Genomic DNA, 18,632 nt, shown 5'->3' with positions numbered 1-18,632 from the left:
TAACAAAACTGGACTACTAATGAAACATTTTCTGGTCTATGATTCCAATTTTAATGACATCCTATTTTATTCTGTTTTGGGGAATTTTGCAGCCATAACTTTCGGGATAGCCACTACAAAATCAAATCCATTTATAATTCTTGACAGCGTAACATCACTTACTATTATTTCTTTATTTTCTAATGCATTTCTTAAAGGCAGCGTATCAACACAATACCATTGATTACCTTCGACAGCACTAAATATTGGTTTTAAAACCTTTGTGTTGTTGCTGTTTTCGTTTATTGGTTGTTCTGGAAATCCTTTAAATGGCGAACCCAGCGCTCCTGATTTCCCAACAACCAAAATGTGTAACGAGTTTTTAAATTGGCTATCAGCAATATTACTAACTAAACTACCTATGTCATAAATTTTCAAATAGCTTTCGCCTTTTGGCAAATGTCCTGCTCCGTATTTAAAAAGATTTTTTTTGTTTGCCCATTTATCATATACGTTCATCAAATTATTCTTCATTAATTGAACTCTTAAATGATGATTTTGCTCTTTATAAATTTTTGCAGTTAGTTTTAGCGCTTCGATTTGTTCTTTTTCCTTTTGGCTTACATTTAGTTTTAGTAATTCGGCAATTTGTTTTTCAAAATCATCTGTCATTAAATACATTGGCTTACTTGGATTTTTTAAGAAATCAGCAAAATATGTTTTTGATTTTAGTTCAATATCTTCATAAATCTTTCTTGCTTTTTCATTCTTCGTTTTAAGTTTAAGTTCGCTGAAAATTAATCGGTCGGCATTCATTAAAACCTGATCAATTCCATAAACAGAAGTATTGGCTTTTACGAGCTTTTTCAACAGTCTAAATTCCGGTTCCATCGCAAAAAAAGAAAAAACATTGCCAAAATCGTCAACATACTTTTCTAATTGTGCATTAGATAATATTTTGATTTTTGAGGTAATTATTTCTGCCGAATACGGATCTATTTCACAAAAGAAATTATCAAACTTAACTTTATTCGTTATTGCCGATGTAAAAAATGGAATTTCATTTGTAAAATGATCTTCGGCAAGTAATACATAATCTGATTTTTGTATTTCATTAATCAGATTATCCCAGCCATTTCCGATAAAAGCTGTTTCATTTACGACAAAAGTCATGGCATTTTTCTTCACATAATTAGTTACCAAAGAGTCTTGAGAAAAAGACAGTAAAGGTGTTGCCACAATTGCTGACAACAGAATAAGTAAGTGAAATGGTTTCATGATTTTATGAATTAAGTTAATTTGATTTTTGAATGATGCAAAGTTACTATCATAACACATTTTGTTGATTCACAATTGTTAAGAAATAATTCTAAATAAAAAGAGCTCAATATAAAATTGAGCTCTTTGACCTAATTAATCATTACTTGGGGCAAAATGTTTGAATCAGGCTGTACTTTATTGTTTTATTAATTTCTTTGTAAACGATCCCTTATCTGTTTTAGCAACCACTAAATAAATTCCCGTTGATAAATCAGAAACCGAAAAACTATTTGAAGGATATTCTTTTATAAGCGAACCCAATAAATTGTAAATTTTTACATTTCGAATTTCATCGCTGCTGTCTATCGTTACAATATTTGAAGTTGGATTTGGGTGAAGTACCAAATATGCGTTTTCAAAAACTTCATCTTTAGTCCCAAGGTTAGAAAGATTACCCACCTTCATTCCGTTTCCAAAACTCGTTACCCAAAGTTCATTGGCATTATACGGATTAAAGAAAACACGTTCCGGCTGCTGAAACGGATAAGAATCCACCATAGAAAAAGTAGGCGTCGCCGAATTTATATTAGAAGAAATCCATAATCCCTGCCCTTCTGTAGTCAAGTAAATTTGATTTGCATTCTTTGGATTAAATGTAATCGAAGTTACCCTGTCAATTGTCGAACCAGATAATTTAGTCCAGCTCGTACCACGATTTGTAGTTCTGTATAAACCGCCTAAACCATTTGGCGCACCTCCCCAGCCGCTAAACACACACGCATACCACGTATTTTGCGCCGCATCATTAGGATCAATAATAACATCTTTTGTCCAATATTGCATTCCTGCATGCGAAACATCTGTCCATGAATTATTTGCCGGAGTGTAAACAAATACACCAGAACTCGGCTGAAATCCAGAATCTTCAACACGACGTCCGGAATACGAACAAACTACTTTTCCGTCATTCAAAACATTAATACAAGCCGGATGTTTTTGTGTACGCGGCGGATTCGGTAAAAGTGTCCAGGTTGAAGAAGCTAAAAGATTTAGATTCGTTGTTTTATAAATTCCGCCAACACCATTTCCGTTTGCATAATGAATCACACTTGCATAAGCCGTATTTGGGTTATTTGGGTCAATAGCAATCCAAAAAACAGGATGATTAAAAACGTGAAGATTCTGCCATGTCTGCCCTTGATTTGTCGAATAAACAATCTTTCCGTTAGCATCATCGGCATCTAATGTTTCATCAAACAATCTCGTGCTTTGGTACATATCATGAATGTCAGACGTTGCCATAAACAAAGTTCCATTTGTTGGATGCGCCGCAATTCGATAACTTGTATTAGCATTATGTCCCGTATAATTAAATGACCAAGACGAACCCCCATCATCACTTTTAATTCCTTTAATATCAGAGAAACAAGACCAAACTTTGTTTGCATTAATCCAATGCATTTGCCAGCTGGTTGTATTCTCTAATCCGTTACTTTGGTACGAACGAAATTGCGGTGTTGCAGCATTTGCAGGATTTTGTGAAGCAGTGGCAACATAAGCCTGCTGCCACGAAGTTCCTCCATTTGAAGTTTTATGTATGAAACCATAATCACCAAAAATAACTTTACTGGAATTGTTTGGAGAAACAGCCATCCCAAAAGGACATTCACCGTAAGACCAGCCACGGTCGCCGCCTTGCCCGCTCCATCCAGTCGTTATATTTTGATTATTCGTTGTTATAAAAGTATTGTTCCAATTCGTTCCTGCATTTATAGTTTTAAACACTGTAGGTCTTGCACTCGAATTACTTCCGCATAAAAAAACCGTATTAATGTCATTTTTAGCCATTCCCACAAACATAGGGAAATCAACACCCGGCGTAATTCCTGTCATTTTTGAAACCCAGTTTCCTGATCCGTAATCTACAGAATAGATTCCTTTTGGAAATCCCCAATAATCAGAACCCGGCATTCCTGCATAAATGCTATTATTTAAAGCCGTAATACAAAAAAAGCGTGTTACACCTCCCACTTTTGCGCCTGCAAAAGACCAGATTCTATCTGTAGCAGGAATTCCAACTAATGGAGCCGTTGTCCATGTTGTACCGCCATTTGCAGAAACCAAAACACCATTATTAGTACCAATATAAATATTGTTTCCGTCAAAGAAAACACCTCCTACAACTATACCATTTCCGGTTGCAGCAGTATGAATGCTGGTAAAACTTGTTCCGCCGTTGTTGGAAAAATAAATGCGGTTGTATTGCGAAATTATAATTCGGTTTGGATTATCGTAATCAGCGTTTATGCTGTATAATTCCTCAGAATTATTTGGGTTTCCGGTTAACGGCGTCCAGGTAATTCCGTTATCTGTACTTTTCATGGGGCGCTGCATATCATTAGCATAACTAATCGTGTACACCAATCCCGGAGTCGAAGTATAACACACTTTTGAGTTGTGCCCGCCCCAAATTTGTCGGTGGTCAACCTGAGAATAATTCAGTCCGAAATCAGTCGTGTGAAACAATTCTCCCATATCACAAGAAGCATAATACTCATTGTCATTAGCAGGATTAAATGCCATCGAGAACATGGCACCGCCTCCGCCAATTCCCCGCGAAACAAATGTCGAGGGTTGAGAAAGCAGCGATTGAAAAGATAAAAATGTACAAAAAATTAAAATAGTGGTTTTTAAGGTTCGATGCCTCATAGTGTAAAGATTTGGTTAAGTTTGTTTTTGTTAGATTCGGTAAAAAAACCGCTCAAAAGCCGGGGGTTTGCTTTTGTACAATTAAAAATTGCGATTTTTACATAGCTCAAATTTACATGGTTAGATCACAAAATTAACAGCATATTAAAAGTAATTTATTCACATTTGTTAATAAATTAGATTTTTTATTTCAATATGTGATGCTTTATACTAAACTTATTTATTTGATATTCTTACCAAATGTGAACGAAAAGCATTTATTCATTTTCTAATTTTGTATTCCATTTTTAATTAATAAAACGAAACATTATGTTAGAAATAAGAACCAATTGCGAGCATTGTAACAAAGCTTTGCCAAACGATAGTTCAGAAGCAATGATATGCAGTTTTGAATGTACGTTTTGCAGCGACTGTGTAACAAATGTATTAGAAAATGTCTGCCCTAATTGCGGAGGTGGTTTTGAAAAAAGGCCGACGCGTCCGGCACAATCTCTTATAAAAAATCCTGTAAAAACAGAAATAATCCTAAAACCTGTTGATCTGGAAATGTTTGAAACTTTAAAACAAAAAAATAAAAATATTGATCCAAGAAAACGTTAGATCATAATTATAAGTAAATCGGAGCGCAGTTTGTTCCGATTTTTTTATTTTTAGAAGAAATGCTGTTGTTATAAAAAACGCTCTAATTGATAGAAAACTGCGGTAAGTTCTTTTCCCTTTTCTGTCAATTCATATTCTACATGAAGCGGTTTCAGCTTAATTACTTTTCTTTCAAGCAAACCATCGTGCTCCATTTCTTTTAATGAAGAAGCGATAGATTGTTTGTTTGAACCTTCAATTTCCCGCAAAAGACTACTAAACCGAACGGTATTATCGACCACCAAGCGAAAAATCTGCGGTTTCCACTTTCCTGTAAAAAGCTTTAAAACCTCTTCGGCTGGGCAGTTATCGATTTTATCTTCATTTTTTTTAGTAGTCATAAATTTTTGACTTATTGTGTAATATAAATTGTTGCTGGAACTTTGCGTAAAATTATTTAAAATAAATGAATTATGAATACTGAAAAACTTTTTAGTGCATTAGATCTTAGCGGTCTAAAACTAAACAATAGAATTGTAATGGCTCCTATGACACGTTCAAGAGCAATTAATAATGTTCCGAATGATTTAATGGCTTTGTATTATGAACAAAGAGCAACAGCGGGATTAATAATTACCGAAGGCACTGCAACATCTGCCAATGCTTTAGGATATGCGAGAATTCCCGGAATCTACAATCAGGAACAAATTGAAGGCTGGAAAAAAACAACAAACGCGGTACATCAAAAAGGCGGAAAGATTTTTATGCAACTTATGCATGTTGGGAGAATCGCCCACAAAGACAATCTTCCTACAGACGGAATAATTGTAGCGCCTTCTGCAATTTCTGCTGAAACCGATATGTGGACAGATGCTAACGGAATGCAAAAAACAGAAACGCCGAAACAACTTTCTCATGATGATATTCAAAACCTGATTCAGGAATTTGTTCAGGCGGCGCAAAATGCAATCGAAGCAGGATTTGACGGTGTAGAAATTCACAGTGCAAACGGTTATTTATTAGAGCAGTTTTTAAATCCAAATTCAAACGTAAGAGCGGATGAATATGGCGGAAGTGTTGAAAACAGAAGCCGTTTCATTTTAGAAATTACGAAAGCTGCTGCAGAACGTATTGGTAAAAACAAAGTTGGAATCAGACTTTCGCCGTACGGAACTTTTAACACGATGCCGGTTTATGATGAAATCTTTAAAACGTACGATTATTTGTCTGCCGAACTAAACAAATTAGATATCGCTTATTTACATCTTATTGATTACGCGGCAAGAGCATCTGAAGAAGGTTTGAACTTAATTCAAAAAATAAGAACCAATTTCAGTAACGCCTTGATTTTGAATGGCGGTTATACAAAAGAAAGAGCAAAAGTTGGTTTAGAAAATGATAAAGCCGATTTAATTTCTTTTGGTTCAAGCTTTATTTCAAATCCGAATTTACCTTATAAATTAGAAAATAATCTGGAATTGACTCCGGCAGATCCAAGTACTTTTTATATGCCGGATGAAAAAGGATATACGGATTATGTATAAGTTAATCTTAATCACAACATTCCTATTTATTAATTGTAACAGTCAAAATTCAAAAATGAAACAAGAAAACAACAATCCGCTTTTGTGTGATCCGGAAAGCGGAATATGCGAAATGCCTTCGTATCAAAAAAGTAAAGAAGACGAAATAAAAACAGAAACTGAAAAACCGATCAAAATAGTTTATTTTACTGATCCTATTTGTTCTTCGTGCTGGGGAATTGAACCTCAATTGCGAAGATTGAAATTAGAATATGGGGCTGATTTTGAAATCGAATATCGCATGGGCGGACTTTTAAAAGACTGGTCGTACAACAGTGGCGGAATAAGTAAACCAAGCGATGTGGCGCATCATTGGGACGAAGTAAGTTTGTATTATGAAATGCCAATTGACGGCGATGTTTGGTTAGAAGATCCGTTAGCGTCTTCCTACCCTGCTTCTATCGCTTTTAAAGCCGCTCAAATACAAAACAAGGAAAAGGCAATTGAGTATTTAAGAAGAATCAGAGAAATGGTTTTTCTGGAAAAGAAGAATATTGCGAAGTTTGAAATACTTCAAAAAGCCGCTTTAGAAGTTGGTTTAGATACCGAAAAATTCAAAACCGATTATGAAGGAACGGCAAAGGAATTATTCAATGAGGATTTAGAAGTTACCAGGAAATACGACGTTAGAGGATTTCCAACTTTATTTTTGAGCAATCAAAAGAATAATCAACTTGTAATTAATGGTTTTCAGCCTTATCAAAATTTCGAAAATGCCATTTTGCAATTGTACCCAAATGCTGAAAAAACAGATCTTAATAAAGGTTATAGTTATTTGTTTGATAAATATGCAACATTGACAACTAAAGAATATGCTGTTTTAAGCAATCAATCAACTCGTGAAGCCGAAAAGTTTTTAAGCGAATTGGCGCATCAGAATAAATTAAAAAAGATTACTTCAAAAAATGGAAATTTATGGCAGTTAAAAAATTCCGGTAATTAATCCGAATTTCTAACAACCCTAATGAAACAGCCGCATCGCTGCAGCATGCCGGCTTAACATTGGGAAATAAAATGCTTTTTTATTTTCTGTATTAGTTTTTTTATCTTTGAAATATAAATCCACTACCATGTACGACCAACTGATAAAAAAGATAAAAACCATTCATTCTTTTACAGATGAAGAGATTGATTTTTTTATCAGCAAACTCAAGGAACGCTTTATTCCAAAAGGAGAACATTTCCTGATGGAAGGTCAAGTCAGCAGGCATTTAGGCTTTATTGTTTCGGGAATTGGAATGCATTACAGGAATTATGAAGGCGTAGAAATTCCGACTGATTTTACTGTTGAAAATGAATGGCTGGGTTACTTAAACAGCTTTACAAACAAAACAGTTTCTGATATGAATATCAAAGTATTAGAAGATACACAGCTGCTTCTTTTATCTGCAGAAGATTTTGAAACCGTTTATATGTTTCAACCTAAATTTATGATCTTAAAAGATTATTATACAGAGCTTTCTTTTATCAGTAATACACGCCACACTGCCGATCTTGCCATGCTTGACGCCAAACAGCGCTATTATAAATTCATGAAAGAAAAAGCAGATCTTGCCAATCGCGTTCCTCAATATTATATTGCTGCTTATTTAGGAATTAAACCCCAATCCCTCAGCAGAATACGAAAATAAACCTACCGTTTTTTATTAACAAATGTGAACGAAACTGTTCGCTGTAGCTGCCAATTTTGCATCATAATTTTTATACTAAATTAATGATGGAAAATTTTAAAAAACAACTACTAAAAACAATAGTCGTAATAACGGCTGTAGTAAGTCACACAAATGCGCAAACACAAGACTGGAAAACCGAGAAAAGAGTTAATCTTCTTTTTGGAGTAGCACAAACGGCGATAGCAAAAGGAATAAATGTTGAAGGAAACTACATTCACAACCGCTTTATTTTTGATTATTCGCACGGCGCTTCACTTGAGTTTACAGGCAACCTGCTGCCTGATGATTTAAAAAACCAACATCTTGCCGTTCACGAACCCTGGACAACGGGATTTGGTATTGGTTACAGAATTAAGGAATGGATCAACATTCGCGTTGAACCAAAATGGCACAAATTTGAGTTTTATTACGAAGGAGATCCGCAGACAAAAAGCAACGAAATTACTTCTTACAACACCTTCAGTCTCGGATTAGGAGTTTATGGCAGTTATCTTCCGTTTAAAAAGAAAGACAATTTCCTAAAAGGATTTATTATTTCACCAAGTGTTCGATTTTGGCCCACGGTAAGTTCAAGTTTAAAAGGCGGCGAATTTATTTATCAGAACAGAGAAACGGGAAAAGTTGAAGAAATAAAAACGCTGGATCCCGGAACAAAATTTACGCCGCTTGTAGTCAATGTCAGCATTGGATATTCTTTTCAACTTAACAAAAAAAGATAATGGCATCTGAAATTAAAGCCATTGTTTTCAAGACACCTGTTCTTAAGACGACAAAGCTCTTTTTTGAAAACATTGGCTTTCAAATCAAAGAAAATTCTTTGATGCATTTTGTAATTTATTCTAAAAACTTACGGCTGGTTTTTCTTAAATCAGAAAGAGATTTTGAAATAGAATTATACACCAATGAAAAAGAAAGTTCTGAAAAATGTTTAAGTGAAAAATGTGATGAACATTCTTTTGAAACTTCCGAAGACCCAAACGGAATAAAAATGGTAAGAATTTTTAATCATCAGAAAAAGAAAATAACACAAAGCAAAAATTGAAATTAATAATGAAAACATATGCCATAATTTCGGTATTGGTGTTTCTGGCGGGATTTGCGAAAATCGAACCCAAATGGAAGAATGTTGAACAGAAAAGTTATACCGTTTATTATACTCCATTTGACGAATCAAATCATACAGCATATTTGAATCTTTTTGAAAAAGGCGTGCAATCTGTAGAACGTTTTTGGGAGAAACCTTTTAAAAATCATTTTGATATTTATGTTCATCCCAACAGACAATCTATTGACAGCGTTTGGCAAAAGGATTGGAAAATGACCGATTTTAAATCAGAATGCTGGGTGGCTGCCAGCGGAGATGCAGCAAAACTGAATATCATTTCTCCCAAATTATGGGACAAAGAAACCTGCGAGCATTCTTATTCTGAAACTATTAAAACACAGCAGCTTATTACACATGAACTTTTTCATGTATTTCACGGACAATTAAATGCAAGTCCTGATTTTAGTAACGTTGAAGGAATTGACTGGTTTGTCGAAGGTTTGGCAACTTATGCTTCGGGACAATGTGATGCAGCACGAATAGCTGAAATAAAAAAACTTATTGCTGAAAACAAAACGCCCAATAATCTGGATAGTTTTTGGACAGGAAAAATGAAATATGGTTTATCCGGATCGATGGTTATGTATATTGATACTAAGTATGGAAGAAAAAAACTGAAAGCACTTTTAGTTTTCAGCAAAAAATCTGAAATACTTCAATCTCTTAAAATTACAGAAAGTGATTTGCTGCATAACTGGTCAAAATACATGGCCAATTTTGACATTCAGCAGCAACCATTTATAAAATAAATAAAATTTAAAAACATGAAAGCAATAGTATTAGACGGTTTTGGAGAAGTTGACAATTTTCAAATTAAAGAAATTCCCCGTCCTCAAATCCGCGAAAAAGAAGTATTACTAAAAGTAAAAGCGTTCAGCATTAATCCTGTTGATATTAAAACCCGAAAAGGAGCTTCACTTGCGAGTGAATTAGCTAAAAATCCGCCTGTAATATTAGGCTGGGACGTTTCGGGAATTGTGGAAGAAGTAGGTTCTGAAGTGACCAATTTTAAAGTAGGAGACGAAGTTTTTGGAATGATCAATTTTCCGGGAGTTGGAAATGCTTACGCCGAATATGTTGTGGCACCCGCCGGACATTTAGCGATTAAACCTGCCAACATAAGTCATGAAGAAGCCGCGGCCAGTACTTTGGCAGCATTAACGGCGTGGCAGGCTTTTACCTTTTTTGGAAAATTAAAAAAGAACGACAAAGTTTTAATTCATGCGGCAGCTGGCGGTGTAGGACATTATGCGGTTCAAATTGCCAAACATTTTGGTGCGTATGTTATAGGAACTTCTTCAGAAAAAAATAAAAATTTTGTTTTAGAATTAGGAGCCGATGAACATATCGATTATAAAAACGCCAGGTTTGAAGATGTAGTTTCTGATATTGATTTTGTTTTGGAAACTATTGGTTATGATAACTTTGGACGTTCTGTTGATGTTGTAAAACCAACTGGAACTATTATCAATTTACCATCTGGATTATCTGAAGAAATAAAAGAAAAAGCTTTAAAAAAAGGCATAAATGTCAATTTTATGATGCTTGTTTTTTCTGATCCTGAAGACATGAAAAGTATCGCATCGCTTTTAGAACAAGGAATTGTAAAAGCGCACGTTTCAAAAATATTCGATTTTGAAGACATTCAGGCCGCACACACGCAGGTTGAAAGCGGAACTACTGCGGGAAAAATTGTTGTTAGGGTATCTTAATTTAAAAAGACATAAAATGAAATATCATCATGTTGACGTTTTTTCAGATAAACCATTTTCAGGAAATGGATTGACTATTTTTATAAATGAAAATCCTCTGGATAAATCTCTTATGCAGACTATTACGCAGGAAATGAGACAATTTGAAAGTATCTTTTTAAACCCAATAAACTCAGATACTTTTCGCGCCCGTATTTTTACAATGGAAGAAGAATTGGATTTTGCGGGACATCCTATAATTGGAGCTACTGCAATTGTTCATGATTTATATGCTAAGGATGCGTCAGAAAGCAAAGTCAATTTTCAGCTAAATGAAAAATTAGTTACGGTAAAAACGGTAAAACATAATAATCATTATTCCGCTCAAATGAATCAGGGTAAACCAGAATTCAGAAATATTCTAAGTAAAGAACAGGAAGAAACTTTTTTAAGATATTTCAATCTTTTACCCGAAGATAAATACGATCATTTGCCTTTGCAGGTAATATCGACAGGACTTCCCTATTTGATAATTCCTGTAAAATCAAAATCTTTAGCGAAAGTAAAAGTGACAATACCGGATTTAGAAGAAAAACTGCAAGAAGTAAATGCGAAGTTTTTTTATGTTTTGGATACTGAAAATCTGGAAGGAAGAACGTGGGATAATTTTGGTTTGGTCGAAGATATTGCCACAGGAAGTGCGGCGGGGCCCGCGGGCGCTTATTTAGTTCAGAATCAATTGGTAAATATCGATACGGAAATTATACTAAATCAAGGAAGCTTTTTAGGAAGGCCCAGTAAAATGAAAATAATAGTAAATGGAACTAATGTGGAAGAAAGTGAAATTTATGTGGAAGGCGATGTTTGCAAAATAGCAGTTGGAGAATTGTTTCAATTTGAGAGATAATTTACTGAACCAGAGGATCAACTGATCAGATTTTAAATCTTAGAAAAGTCAATAATAGGATATTTTCTTATTTATTGCATTTTTAAAAAAAATTAATAAACTGATAATCAGCCGATTTTTTTTTAAGATATACAAAAAGAACATTGAAGGGTTGCATTTTTAACACATATTTTAGCAAAAACACTAAAACATCTGTAATTCAGCAATTTACACAATAAAAAATAAGTTTTTTTTGAATAAAACTGAATTTCTTTTCTAATTTTGCGCCACAATAATCTTTGACAATCAAGCAATTAAAAATGACAAAATTTAGTAAAACAGTTTTAACTGATACCTTATTACTATCATCACTTTACACTTATGCTGATGAAGAAAAAGGAGACTACATTTTGATGATCGATACCGGAAACGGAAAAGTGGAAAGCTTTATTCTAGATGGTGCTGAAAACGCATCTTTTACTATATGTGATGAAAATCGCAATTTAATTTACTCCGGAGAACCTGAAATAAACAAGTTTGAAATATCAAAAACTATTAGTTTACAAGGTTATCCATCTGGAATTTATTTCTTAGAGATAATAGAAAATGGAAAAGTTGCAAAACACCAGATTAAAGTTACAGCTAAAAAAGAGAAAACACTACAATTAAACGAAAGTCTATATCAAATTCCTGCTTTTAGCCTATAAATCCCCTTTTTTGTCCCAACAAAATCTTCTAAACAGCTTTTTGAGCTGTTTTTTTGTTTTTGTACAATTCTTAATTACTCCTTTCGGCTTTGCTGATCATTTCTAAAACAATATCAATAACTAAAAGGGCTTTTAGTCTGGTTCCACAGCTCAAATAAATCCAGGTTCCCAAAGATTCATCTGCTGTAAACATGCAGGTAATTTGGGAAATATTAACGGTGTACTGGGTTAAATCATCGGTTCTGAATTGGATTGTTTTCATTTGTAGATAATGTTTAAAAACATTAAAGTTATCTGATGTTATTCGTTTATCTTAAAAATTTCAATTATAATATTATTATAATTGTTTCAACGAATTATTAATAAGTACGAGGAAAAAACTTATCAGTTAAGGTTATTAATATGCTAATTATGAAGGAAATGTAAATTTATTTCTACTTGTAAGATTTAGATTCTTTTTATCAATTTGAAATAGTATTAAATGAAAAAGCAACCCGAAGGCTGCTTTATTTTAGGCTGTGATAATACTGTCAATAGTTTTTATGGGAATGCAATAACAAAAAATCAGTTGTTGACACATTACTTAATATGTAAACTTTTTTTAGGACGAGACATCTTTGCGCTCACGAGCAAGATGCTCGCGCCAGCGGAGGTAGAGGCTATATTTACCTATTCTACTTATAAGGATTATCTGCTACAATTGTATCTATCAAGGATGAATTACAAAACAATATACTTGAATTAAAATATTGGATTTCATCATAAATTCCATCTTTTTTATTACTTGAAAAGCCCTTCTTTCTAATTTTTATCCACAATCCTTGAGGTTTCATTTCTGGGTTTTTAGAACAATAATAATCCAAACTATCTACAATTAAATCATAACCAGTAGGTTTGACTTTAAAATTAATGATATTATCTCCTTTTAGAGTATCTTTCAATTTTAAAAAATAATATTTTGTTTGATTTTTTTTCATTAATACTGACTCAATAACATAATCATTTGACAATACTTTTATTGTTTTATTTTTATAGTTTAGTTCTATTTTTTTTCCTTCAAAGCGAAAACAACTTTTAAGAAAAAAAGATATTATAATCAAGAAAATTATTTTTTTACTTTCCATATCTATTAGTAATTTCATCTTGTTCTTCTTCTGATTGTTCTATTTGGTTATTATAATAATTAATATATCTATTGTAAAATTTTTGAATTCCAGCTGACATTTTTTTTATTTTAGACATTTCTTTGTTAATGTTAGACAATCTGGATTTGCCACGCTCTGCAAAGTGTTCTTTATTATGTAACATGCTCCGCAAATGTCTCTGACTTTGCGCTACTAAAAACAAATATATTTAAAAAACGTAAACGTTTCAAAAGTCTCTAACTTAAAACAAAAAGCCCAACTTTACAGTTAGGCTTTTTCTCTATAAAAATAATAACTTCACATAAACATTATTCCACATTACACTCCCCAAGCCAATCATAAATTTCAGTTTGCGCGCGTCTTGGTTCATCGATACTTAGAATCTCCATTTCATTATTTCCTTCACTATTTATCATTCTCCTTTTCGTATTATCTTCCAGCTGCAATTGAATAATTGTATTAATTTCTTCAATATGTTTTTCATCATACAACGGATAAGCAACTTCTATTCTTCTGTTTAAATTTCGGCTTAACATATCGGCTGATGATAAATAGATTTTTTCCTCTCCATTATTTGCAAATTTGTAAATTCTGGAATGTTCTAAAAACATATCTACAATCCTATAGATTTTTATATTCTCGGTTGCATATTTTATTCCCGGCAATAAGGTGCAAATGCCGCGGACAATTAATGTTACTTCAACACCTGCCCTGCTTGCTTCAATAAGTTTGTCGATAATATCTTTTTCATCAACTCCGTTTACTTTTAAAAATACCGCCGCTTCTCTTCCGGCTTTTTTATTTTCTATTTCGGTATCTATTAACTCTAGTAATCTCTCTTTCATGTTAAAGCCTGCGGCCAGAATATGTTTTGGTGCGCCTGTCTTTTTCTTGGTTTTTAAAAATGCAAAGACCTTTTTTATATCATCTGTATATTTTTTTTCTGAAGTGAAAAATCCGAAATCAGAATAAATATTGGCTGTGCTTTCATTAAAATTTCCCGTCGATAAATAATTATAATATTTCTTATTTCCGTATTTGTCTTTCATGGTTACCATTGCCACTTTTGCATGAACCTTTAAATTCGGCATGCTTTGAATGATTTTTATTCCGGCATTTTTCATTTCTCGGGACCAGAATAAATTATTGTATTCATCAAAACGTGCTTTTACTTCTACAAAAACAGTTACTTTTTTGCCGTTTTTAGCGGCACTTATCAAAGCATTTGCAATTAACGACTGCGATGAAATTCGGTATAAAGTAATTTTTATTTCCAGAACGTTTCTGTTAATTGCCGCCTGATTAAAAAACTGAAGTACATAATAATACGATTGATACGGAAAGTGCAATAATTGATTTTGTTTGTCAATAATTTCAAAAATCGACTTTTTGCTTTCAAATGGCAAATGTTTGAGACCCGGATAATTTGCTCCCTGAAGATTGGGTTTTACAGGATTTGGAAACTTGAATAAATCATACAAATTATGATGGCTTCCGCCTTTTATCATTTCATCTTTTTTAAGGCGAAAAGTCTTTTTACATACCGAAAGTGTTTCAGCATCCATATTAGAATCATACAGAAATCTTGTCGATGAACCGCGTTTTCGTTCTTCGATTTTGGCTTCAATTTTCGCTATTAAATCTCCTGAATTTTCATCTTCAATCAAATAATTTTCATCCCGGTTTAATTTTATAGCATTACAGGAAACCACTTTTCCCGAAGGAAATATAAGCGATAAACAATTCTTTATAATAGTATCAATCGAAATAATATAATGCGTATCGCCCTGACTTTGCAGTTGTTTAAATCGATCCAGTTTATCCGAAGGAATATTCAAATAAGCATAATTAAAGTTACCCGAAGTATCTTTTAACTTGACCAAAAAGTATAAACTGCGATTGTTTAAAAAATACGTTTTAGGCTGATTTATTGAAATATAAATAACCTGAATATAAGAAAGAATGATGCTTTTAAAATAATACTCAATCTCCTCAAGATGCTCTTCAAGAAGCTCTTGATTTTCATAGTAAACAATATTATTCGCAGCTAATTCTGGCAGTATTGATTTCTTCCAAATTGCTCCGAATCTGTTTTGCTGGAGATTTACTTCGTCTAAAATTTTATTGAGTAATTCTGTGTTCTTTTTTGAATTTTTAGTCAGCAGTTTTCTGATTTTAACCCTGAAAAATTCATCTAAATTAGAAGAATGAATGGCTAAAAATTTAATTCTTTCATATAACAAATTATTGGAGTCTTCGGCTTCATCCAAAATACAGTTATTGAAAGAGAGCCACGAAATTTCTGAAGGTATAAGATGGTTTTGCACGTAAAAAATTGGTTTATACTTTTATTGATACTTGTAAATTTCAGCATTAATTATTTTAAAATATAAATACAAATAGGCTGTTAACCATAATTTAATTTATTGGTAACATAACTTAATCCGCATAATATCATTGTTATAGCTTATATCGAAATCTCATTATTACGTTGTTATATGCTAAATACTCTCTTCTTTTTATTGATTTCAAAAACAATAAATAATCTTAATCCTGTTAACTTTTTGTTAACCGTATTATAATACTGCCTCGATAGTACGATTTCTCTTTTAAGGTACTTACAAGTAGTAAGAATTATAATTCAAAAACAATCCGTTCTATCGACAAAATTTACAGAAAACAAAGCTGATTACTTTTTATTTCTCAGTTGGTTATTACTATCAAATAATTTATAAAAATCATTGAATTTAAATATGCTATAAACCATTAAAACTAGAATTATGAAAAAACAGAATCCAAAAAAGGTATTAAGTAGAGCCTTAATTATTATGCTGTCGGCCCTTACATTCTCATGTCAGGATACGACATTAGAAGAAAGCGAAAATTCTGCTGTTGCAAAAGAGCAGCAAAATTTCAAAAAAATGAGTATTTCAGCAAGTTCTAATTTGGCAAGAAGATGGGCTCCTATTCATTACAAAGATGTAGACGCTACAGGAACTTATGCCGAAGGAGGAAAATCAGATTATCTTACTGCCATTAACTACGACAACGACTGGAATGCCGAAAACAACTGGAACAATCTTCCTGCTTATGCCAACTCTTTAGCGGCACATTGCTACTATTCAGTGGTAGAATCAAATACACATTGGTTTATTACTTATGCTTTTTTCTCTCCACGCGATTGGACAGATAATCCATTTTTATACAATTTAGATCAGCATGAAAATGATTTAGAAGGTATATTGATGATTGTAGAAAAAGATGGTTCAACTTATGGTTCTTTAAAAGGAGCGGTTACTGTAAGTCATTCAGATTTTTTCTCTTATGTACCATCCGGAAGTTCTTTTGTAAGCGGACTGGAAAGTGTTGACGGAACATTGCAAATGAGAGATTATAACGGAGAATTGCATCCTATTACAGCGCAGGATTCTAAAGGACACAGCCTTAAAGCGTGGCCGCAGCACGATATTGATGGAGACGGAATTATCTACTATCCTTCGGCAACGGGAACTGCACAAATACCATCTGATAATTATGACACTTACGTGGAATACAAACTTGTTGATATTTTTGAAACCGGAGGATTATGGGATCAACGATTTAATACTGAATTGTTTTCAAGCCCGGGCGGAGGATTTAAAGGAAATGATTTTAAAACTGGCGGTGCTAATGCTCCGTGGGCATGGAATGATGGGAATGATGGTATCGTACAAGGCGGGGAATTTGCAACAGATCCTGCAAAATTAGCTGATAATTATTTTGATGGTGTAGGTAATTTGTCACGTACCTATACTGATAATAAATACAATAGTTCTGCCGGAGGCGTTGTTACAGTTTACCAAAATTGCAGCTATACAGGTTATGCAGTTGCTTTGCCTGCGGGTGATTATACATTGGCTCAGCTAAAATCATATGGTATTGTAAATGATGATTTATCGTCTGTTCGTTTAGATAATGGATATAAAATTACATTCTACCAAAACGATAATTTTGGAGGAGAATCTGTTGTTGTAACAGGAAACAATAGTTGTTTAGGAGGTTTTAATGATAAAGCTAGTTCTATAAAAATCAGCGTGATATAAACTGATTTTTTAATTTAAATATGCAGACAAGAAGCTAAATTGTTTTTCTTGTCTGCATATCTTTTTTTGTTTTTATCCAAATTCCTAATTTCAATTAAAATGGCATAAATTATAGTAATTTAATTCCTTAAAAACGGTTTAATTACAAGGAGAAAAATCTTCTTATAAATCATTTTTTATTAATTTTACGTATCAACATTTAATGAATTTACATGGAAATGAATGATTTGGAATTAGTTTCCATTAAAGAGGTTTGCATTACAAAAGTGAACGGATTTGAAAGTACATCTATATTAGACATTCTTTCTGTAGAAGAACCGCTTGAAATAAGAATTTCTTACGGCCCTGAAGCCGAAAAAACACACAAAAATATCTCGGTAACAATGCGTACGCCAGGCAATGATTTTGATCTTGCCATTGGTTTTTTATTTACCGAAGGCATTATAACATCTTATCAGGACGTCAAAAAAGTATATCATACCAATACAGAATGTTCGTTTCAAAAGAAAAATATTGTTCAGGTAGATTTAGTCGAAAATTTCATTCCGCATTTGATGTCGTCAGATCGGAATTTTTATACCACGTCTAGCTGTGGCGTTTGCGGAAAAAGTTCCATACAATCTATCAAAACGGTTAGCACTTTTAATCCTTTAGACAATCCAAAACTAGATATCGCTGCAGAAGTACTTTACCAATTATCAAACAAATTAAAAGCAGCTCAAAGTAGTTTTGCAGTTACTGGTGGTATTCATGCGTCGGGTCTTTTTACAATTGAAGGCGATTTAGTTTTTTTACAGGAAGATGTTGGACGACATAATGCATTGGATAAACTAATTGGCAGTGCTTTAGCAAATAATTTACTTCCATTAAATAAACACATTTTACTTCTTAGTGGAAGAGCCAGTTTTGAGTTAATTCAAAAAGCGGCTATGGCAGGAATATCAGTAGTAGTTGCCATTGGTGCTCCGTCGAGTCTTGCTGTAGAATTGGCTAGAGAATTTAATATTACTCTTTTTGGTTTTATTAAAGAAGATAGATTCAATATCTATAATTCCAGTGATCAGGTTGTAATCAACTTCTAATAAAATTAAAATAAAAGCTAACCCGTTGGGTATAATGCATAAAAAATAATAATTAAACACATAGAGACATAGATTTTATGTTTTTGAAAAAGTCAATTAAAAAGAAACTCGTTTCTCACACATAGTCCCGATAGCTATCGGGATTTGTTAA

At 33.1% G+C, this 18,632-nt stretch carries 18 protein-coding genes; 12 read left to right on the top strand and 6 right to left on the bottom strand.

What is annotated here, in order from left to right:
* Positions 1-66: 66 nt before the first annotated feature.
* Positions 67-1,257, bottom strand: coding sequence for a hypothetical protein (locus tag APR43_RS00815; protein WP_123924608.1), 1,191 nt, complete (start codon positions 1,255-1,257; stop codon positions 67-69).
* Positions 1,258-1,434: 177 nt separating this feature from the next.
* Positions 1,435-3,948: a T9SS type A sorting domain-containing protein gene (locus APR43_RS00810; protein ID WP_053470453.1), complete on the bottom strand. Its 2,514-nt coding sequence runs from the start codon at positions 3,946-3,948 to the stop codon at positions 1,435-1,437.
* 309 nt (positions 3,949-4,257) lie between these two features.
* Between APR43_RS00810 and APR43_RS00805 the strand changes: the two genes are divergently transcribed.
* Complete coding sequence (locus APR43_RS00805; RefSeq protein WP_053470452.1) at positions 4,258-4,548, top strand: DUF1272 domain-containing protein; 291 nt, start codon at positions 4,258-4,260, stop codon at positions 4,546-4,548.
* A 68-nt stretch (positions 4,549-4,616) separates the two neighbouring features.
* On the opposite strand, the gene APR43_RS00800 is transcribed toward APR43_RS00805, so the two are convergent.
* Positions 4,617-4,928: a winged helix-turn-helix transcriptional regulator gene (locus APR43_RS00800; protein WP_053470451.1), complete on the bottom strand. Its 312-nt coding sequence runs from the start codon at positions 4,926-4,928 to the stop codon at positions 4,617-4,619.
* Between the two features lie 72 nt (positions 4,929-5,000).
* Between APR43_RS00800 and APR43_RS00795 the strand changes: the two genes are divergently transcribed.
* From APR43_RS00795 to APR43_RS00755, 9 genes are all read left to right on the top strand, one after another.
* Positions 5,001-6,071, top strand: a complete 1,071-nt coding sequence (locus APR43_RS00795) for an alkene reductase (RefSeq protein WP_053470450.1) — start codon at positions 5,001-5,003, stop codon at positions 6,069-6,071.
* A gap of 55 nt (positions 6,072-6,126) precedes the next feature.
* Positions 6,127-7,053, top strand: a complete 927-nt coding sequence (locus tag APR43_RS00790) for a DsbA family protein (RefSeq protein WP_053470509.1) — start codon at positions 6,127-6,129, stop codon at positions 7,051-7,053.
* A 127-nt stretch (positions 7,054-7,180) separates the two neighbouring features.
* Positions 7,181-7,741, top strand: a complete 561-nt coding sequence (locus APR43_RS00785) for a Crp/Fnr family transcriptional regulator (protein WP_053470449.1) — start codon at positions 7,181-7,183, stop codon at positions 7,739-7,741.
* An 83-nt stretch (positions 7,742-7,824) separates the two neighbouring features.
* On the top strand, positions 7,825-8,502 hold the full coding sequence (locus tag APR43_RS00780; protein ID WP_053470448.1) for a hypothetical protein: 678 nt from the start codon (positions 7,825-7,827) through the stop codon (positions 8,500-8,502).
* Positions 8,502-8,825 (top strand): hypothetical protein, encoded by a 324-nt coding sequence (locus APR43_RS00775; protein ID WP_053470447.1) that lies wholly within the window; start codon positions 8,502-8,504, stop codon positions 8,823-8,825. The genes APR43_RS00780 and APR43_RS00775 overlap by 1 nt, the downstream gene beginning before the upstream one ends.
* Before the next feature lie 8 nt (positions 8,826-8,833).
* Positions 8,834-9,637, top strand: a complete 804-nt coding sequence (locus APR43_RS00770; RefSeq protein ID WP_123924609.1) for a hypothetical protein — start codon at positions 8,834-8,836, stop codon at positions 9,635-9,637.
* Positions 9,638-9,652: 15 nt separating this feature from the next.
* Positions 9,653-10,600: an NADP-dependent oxidoreductase gene (locus tag APR43_RS00765; protein WP_053470445.1), complete on the top strand. Its 948-nt coding sequence runs from the start codon at positions 9,653-9,655 to the stop codon at positions 10,598-10,600.
* Between the two features lie 16 nt (positions 10,601-10,616).
* Complete coding sequence (locus tag APR43_RS00760; RefSeq protein ID WP_053470444.1) at positions 10,617-11,486, top strand: PhzF family phenazine biosynthesis protein; 870 nt, start codon at positions 10,617-10,619, stop codon at positions 11,484-11,486.
* A gap of 299 nt (positions 11,487-11,785) precedes the next feature.
* The gene (locus APR43_RS00755; RefSeq protein ID WP_053470443.1) at positions 11,786-12,172 is read left to right on the top strand and encodes a hypothetical protein; all 387 of its coding nucleotides are present in this window, start codon (positions 11,786-11,788) and stop codon (positions 12,170-12,172) included.
* 70 nt (positions 12,173-12,242) lie between these two features.
* On the opposite strand, the gene APR43_RS00750 is transcribed toward APR43_RS00755, so the two are convergent.
* The 3 genes from APR43_RS00750 to ppk1 all read right to left on the bottom strand — a co-directional run bounded on the left by APR43_RS00750 (position 12,243) and on the right by ppk1 (position 15,644).
* A complete protein-coding gene (locus APR43_RS00750; protein ID WP_053470442.1) occupies positions 12,243-12,434 on the bottom strand; it encodes a hypothetical protein in 192 nt (63 codons plus the stop codon).
* 412 nt (positions 12,435-12,846) lie between these two features.
* Positions 12,847-13,314, bottom strand: coding sequence for a hypothetical protein (locus APR43_RS00745; RefSeq protein WP_053470441.1), 468 nt, complete (start codon positions 13,312-13,314; stop codon positions 12,847-12,849).
* 311 nt (positions 13,315-13,625) lie between these two features.
* Positions 13,626-15,644 carry a polyphosphate kinase 1 gene (gene ppk1 / locus APR43_RS00735; protein WP_053470439.1) on the bottom strand — a complete coding sequence of 673 codons (2,019 nt, stop codon included), beginning with the start codon at positions 15,642-15,644 and terminating at the stop codon, positions 13,626-13,628.
* A gap of 453 nt (positions 15,645-16,097) precedes the next feature.
* Between ppk1 and APR43_RS00730 the strand changes: the two genes are divergently transcribed.
* Complete coding sequence (locus APR43_RS00730; RefSeq protein ID WP_053470438.1) at positions 16,098-17,399, top strand: crystallin; 1,302 nt, start codon at positions 16,098-16,100, stop codon at positions 17,397-17,399.
* A gap of 212 nt (positions 17,400-17,611) precedes the next feature.
* Positions 17,612-18,481: a formate dehydrogenase accessory sulfurtransferase FdhD gene (gene fdhD / locus APR43_RS00725; RefSeq protein WP_053470437.1), complete on the top strand. Its 870-nt coding sequence runs from the start codon at positions 17,612-17,614 to the stop codon at positions 18,479-18,481.
* The last annotated feature ends 151 nt before the right edge of the window (positions 18,482-18,632 follow it).

Source organism: Flavobacterium sp. NLM (genome assembly GCF_002210235.1).
GTDB classification, from domain to species: Bacteria; Bacteroidota; Bacteroidia; order Flavobacteriales; family Flavobacteriaceae; genus Flavobacterium; species Flavobacterium panici.
The sequence above is the reverse complement of the archived record's forward strand: the minus strand, read 5'-3'. Positions and strand labels throughout refer to the sequence as shown.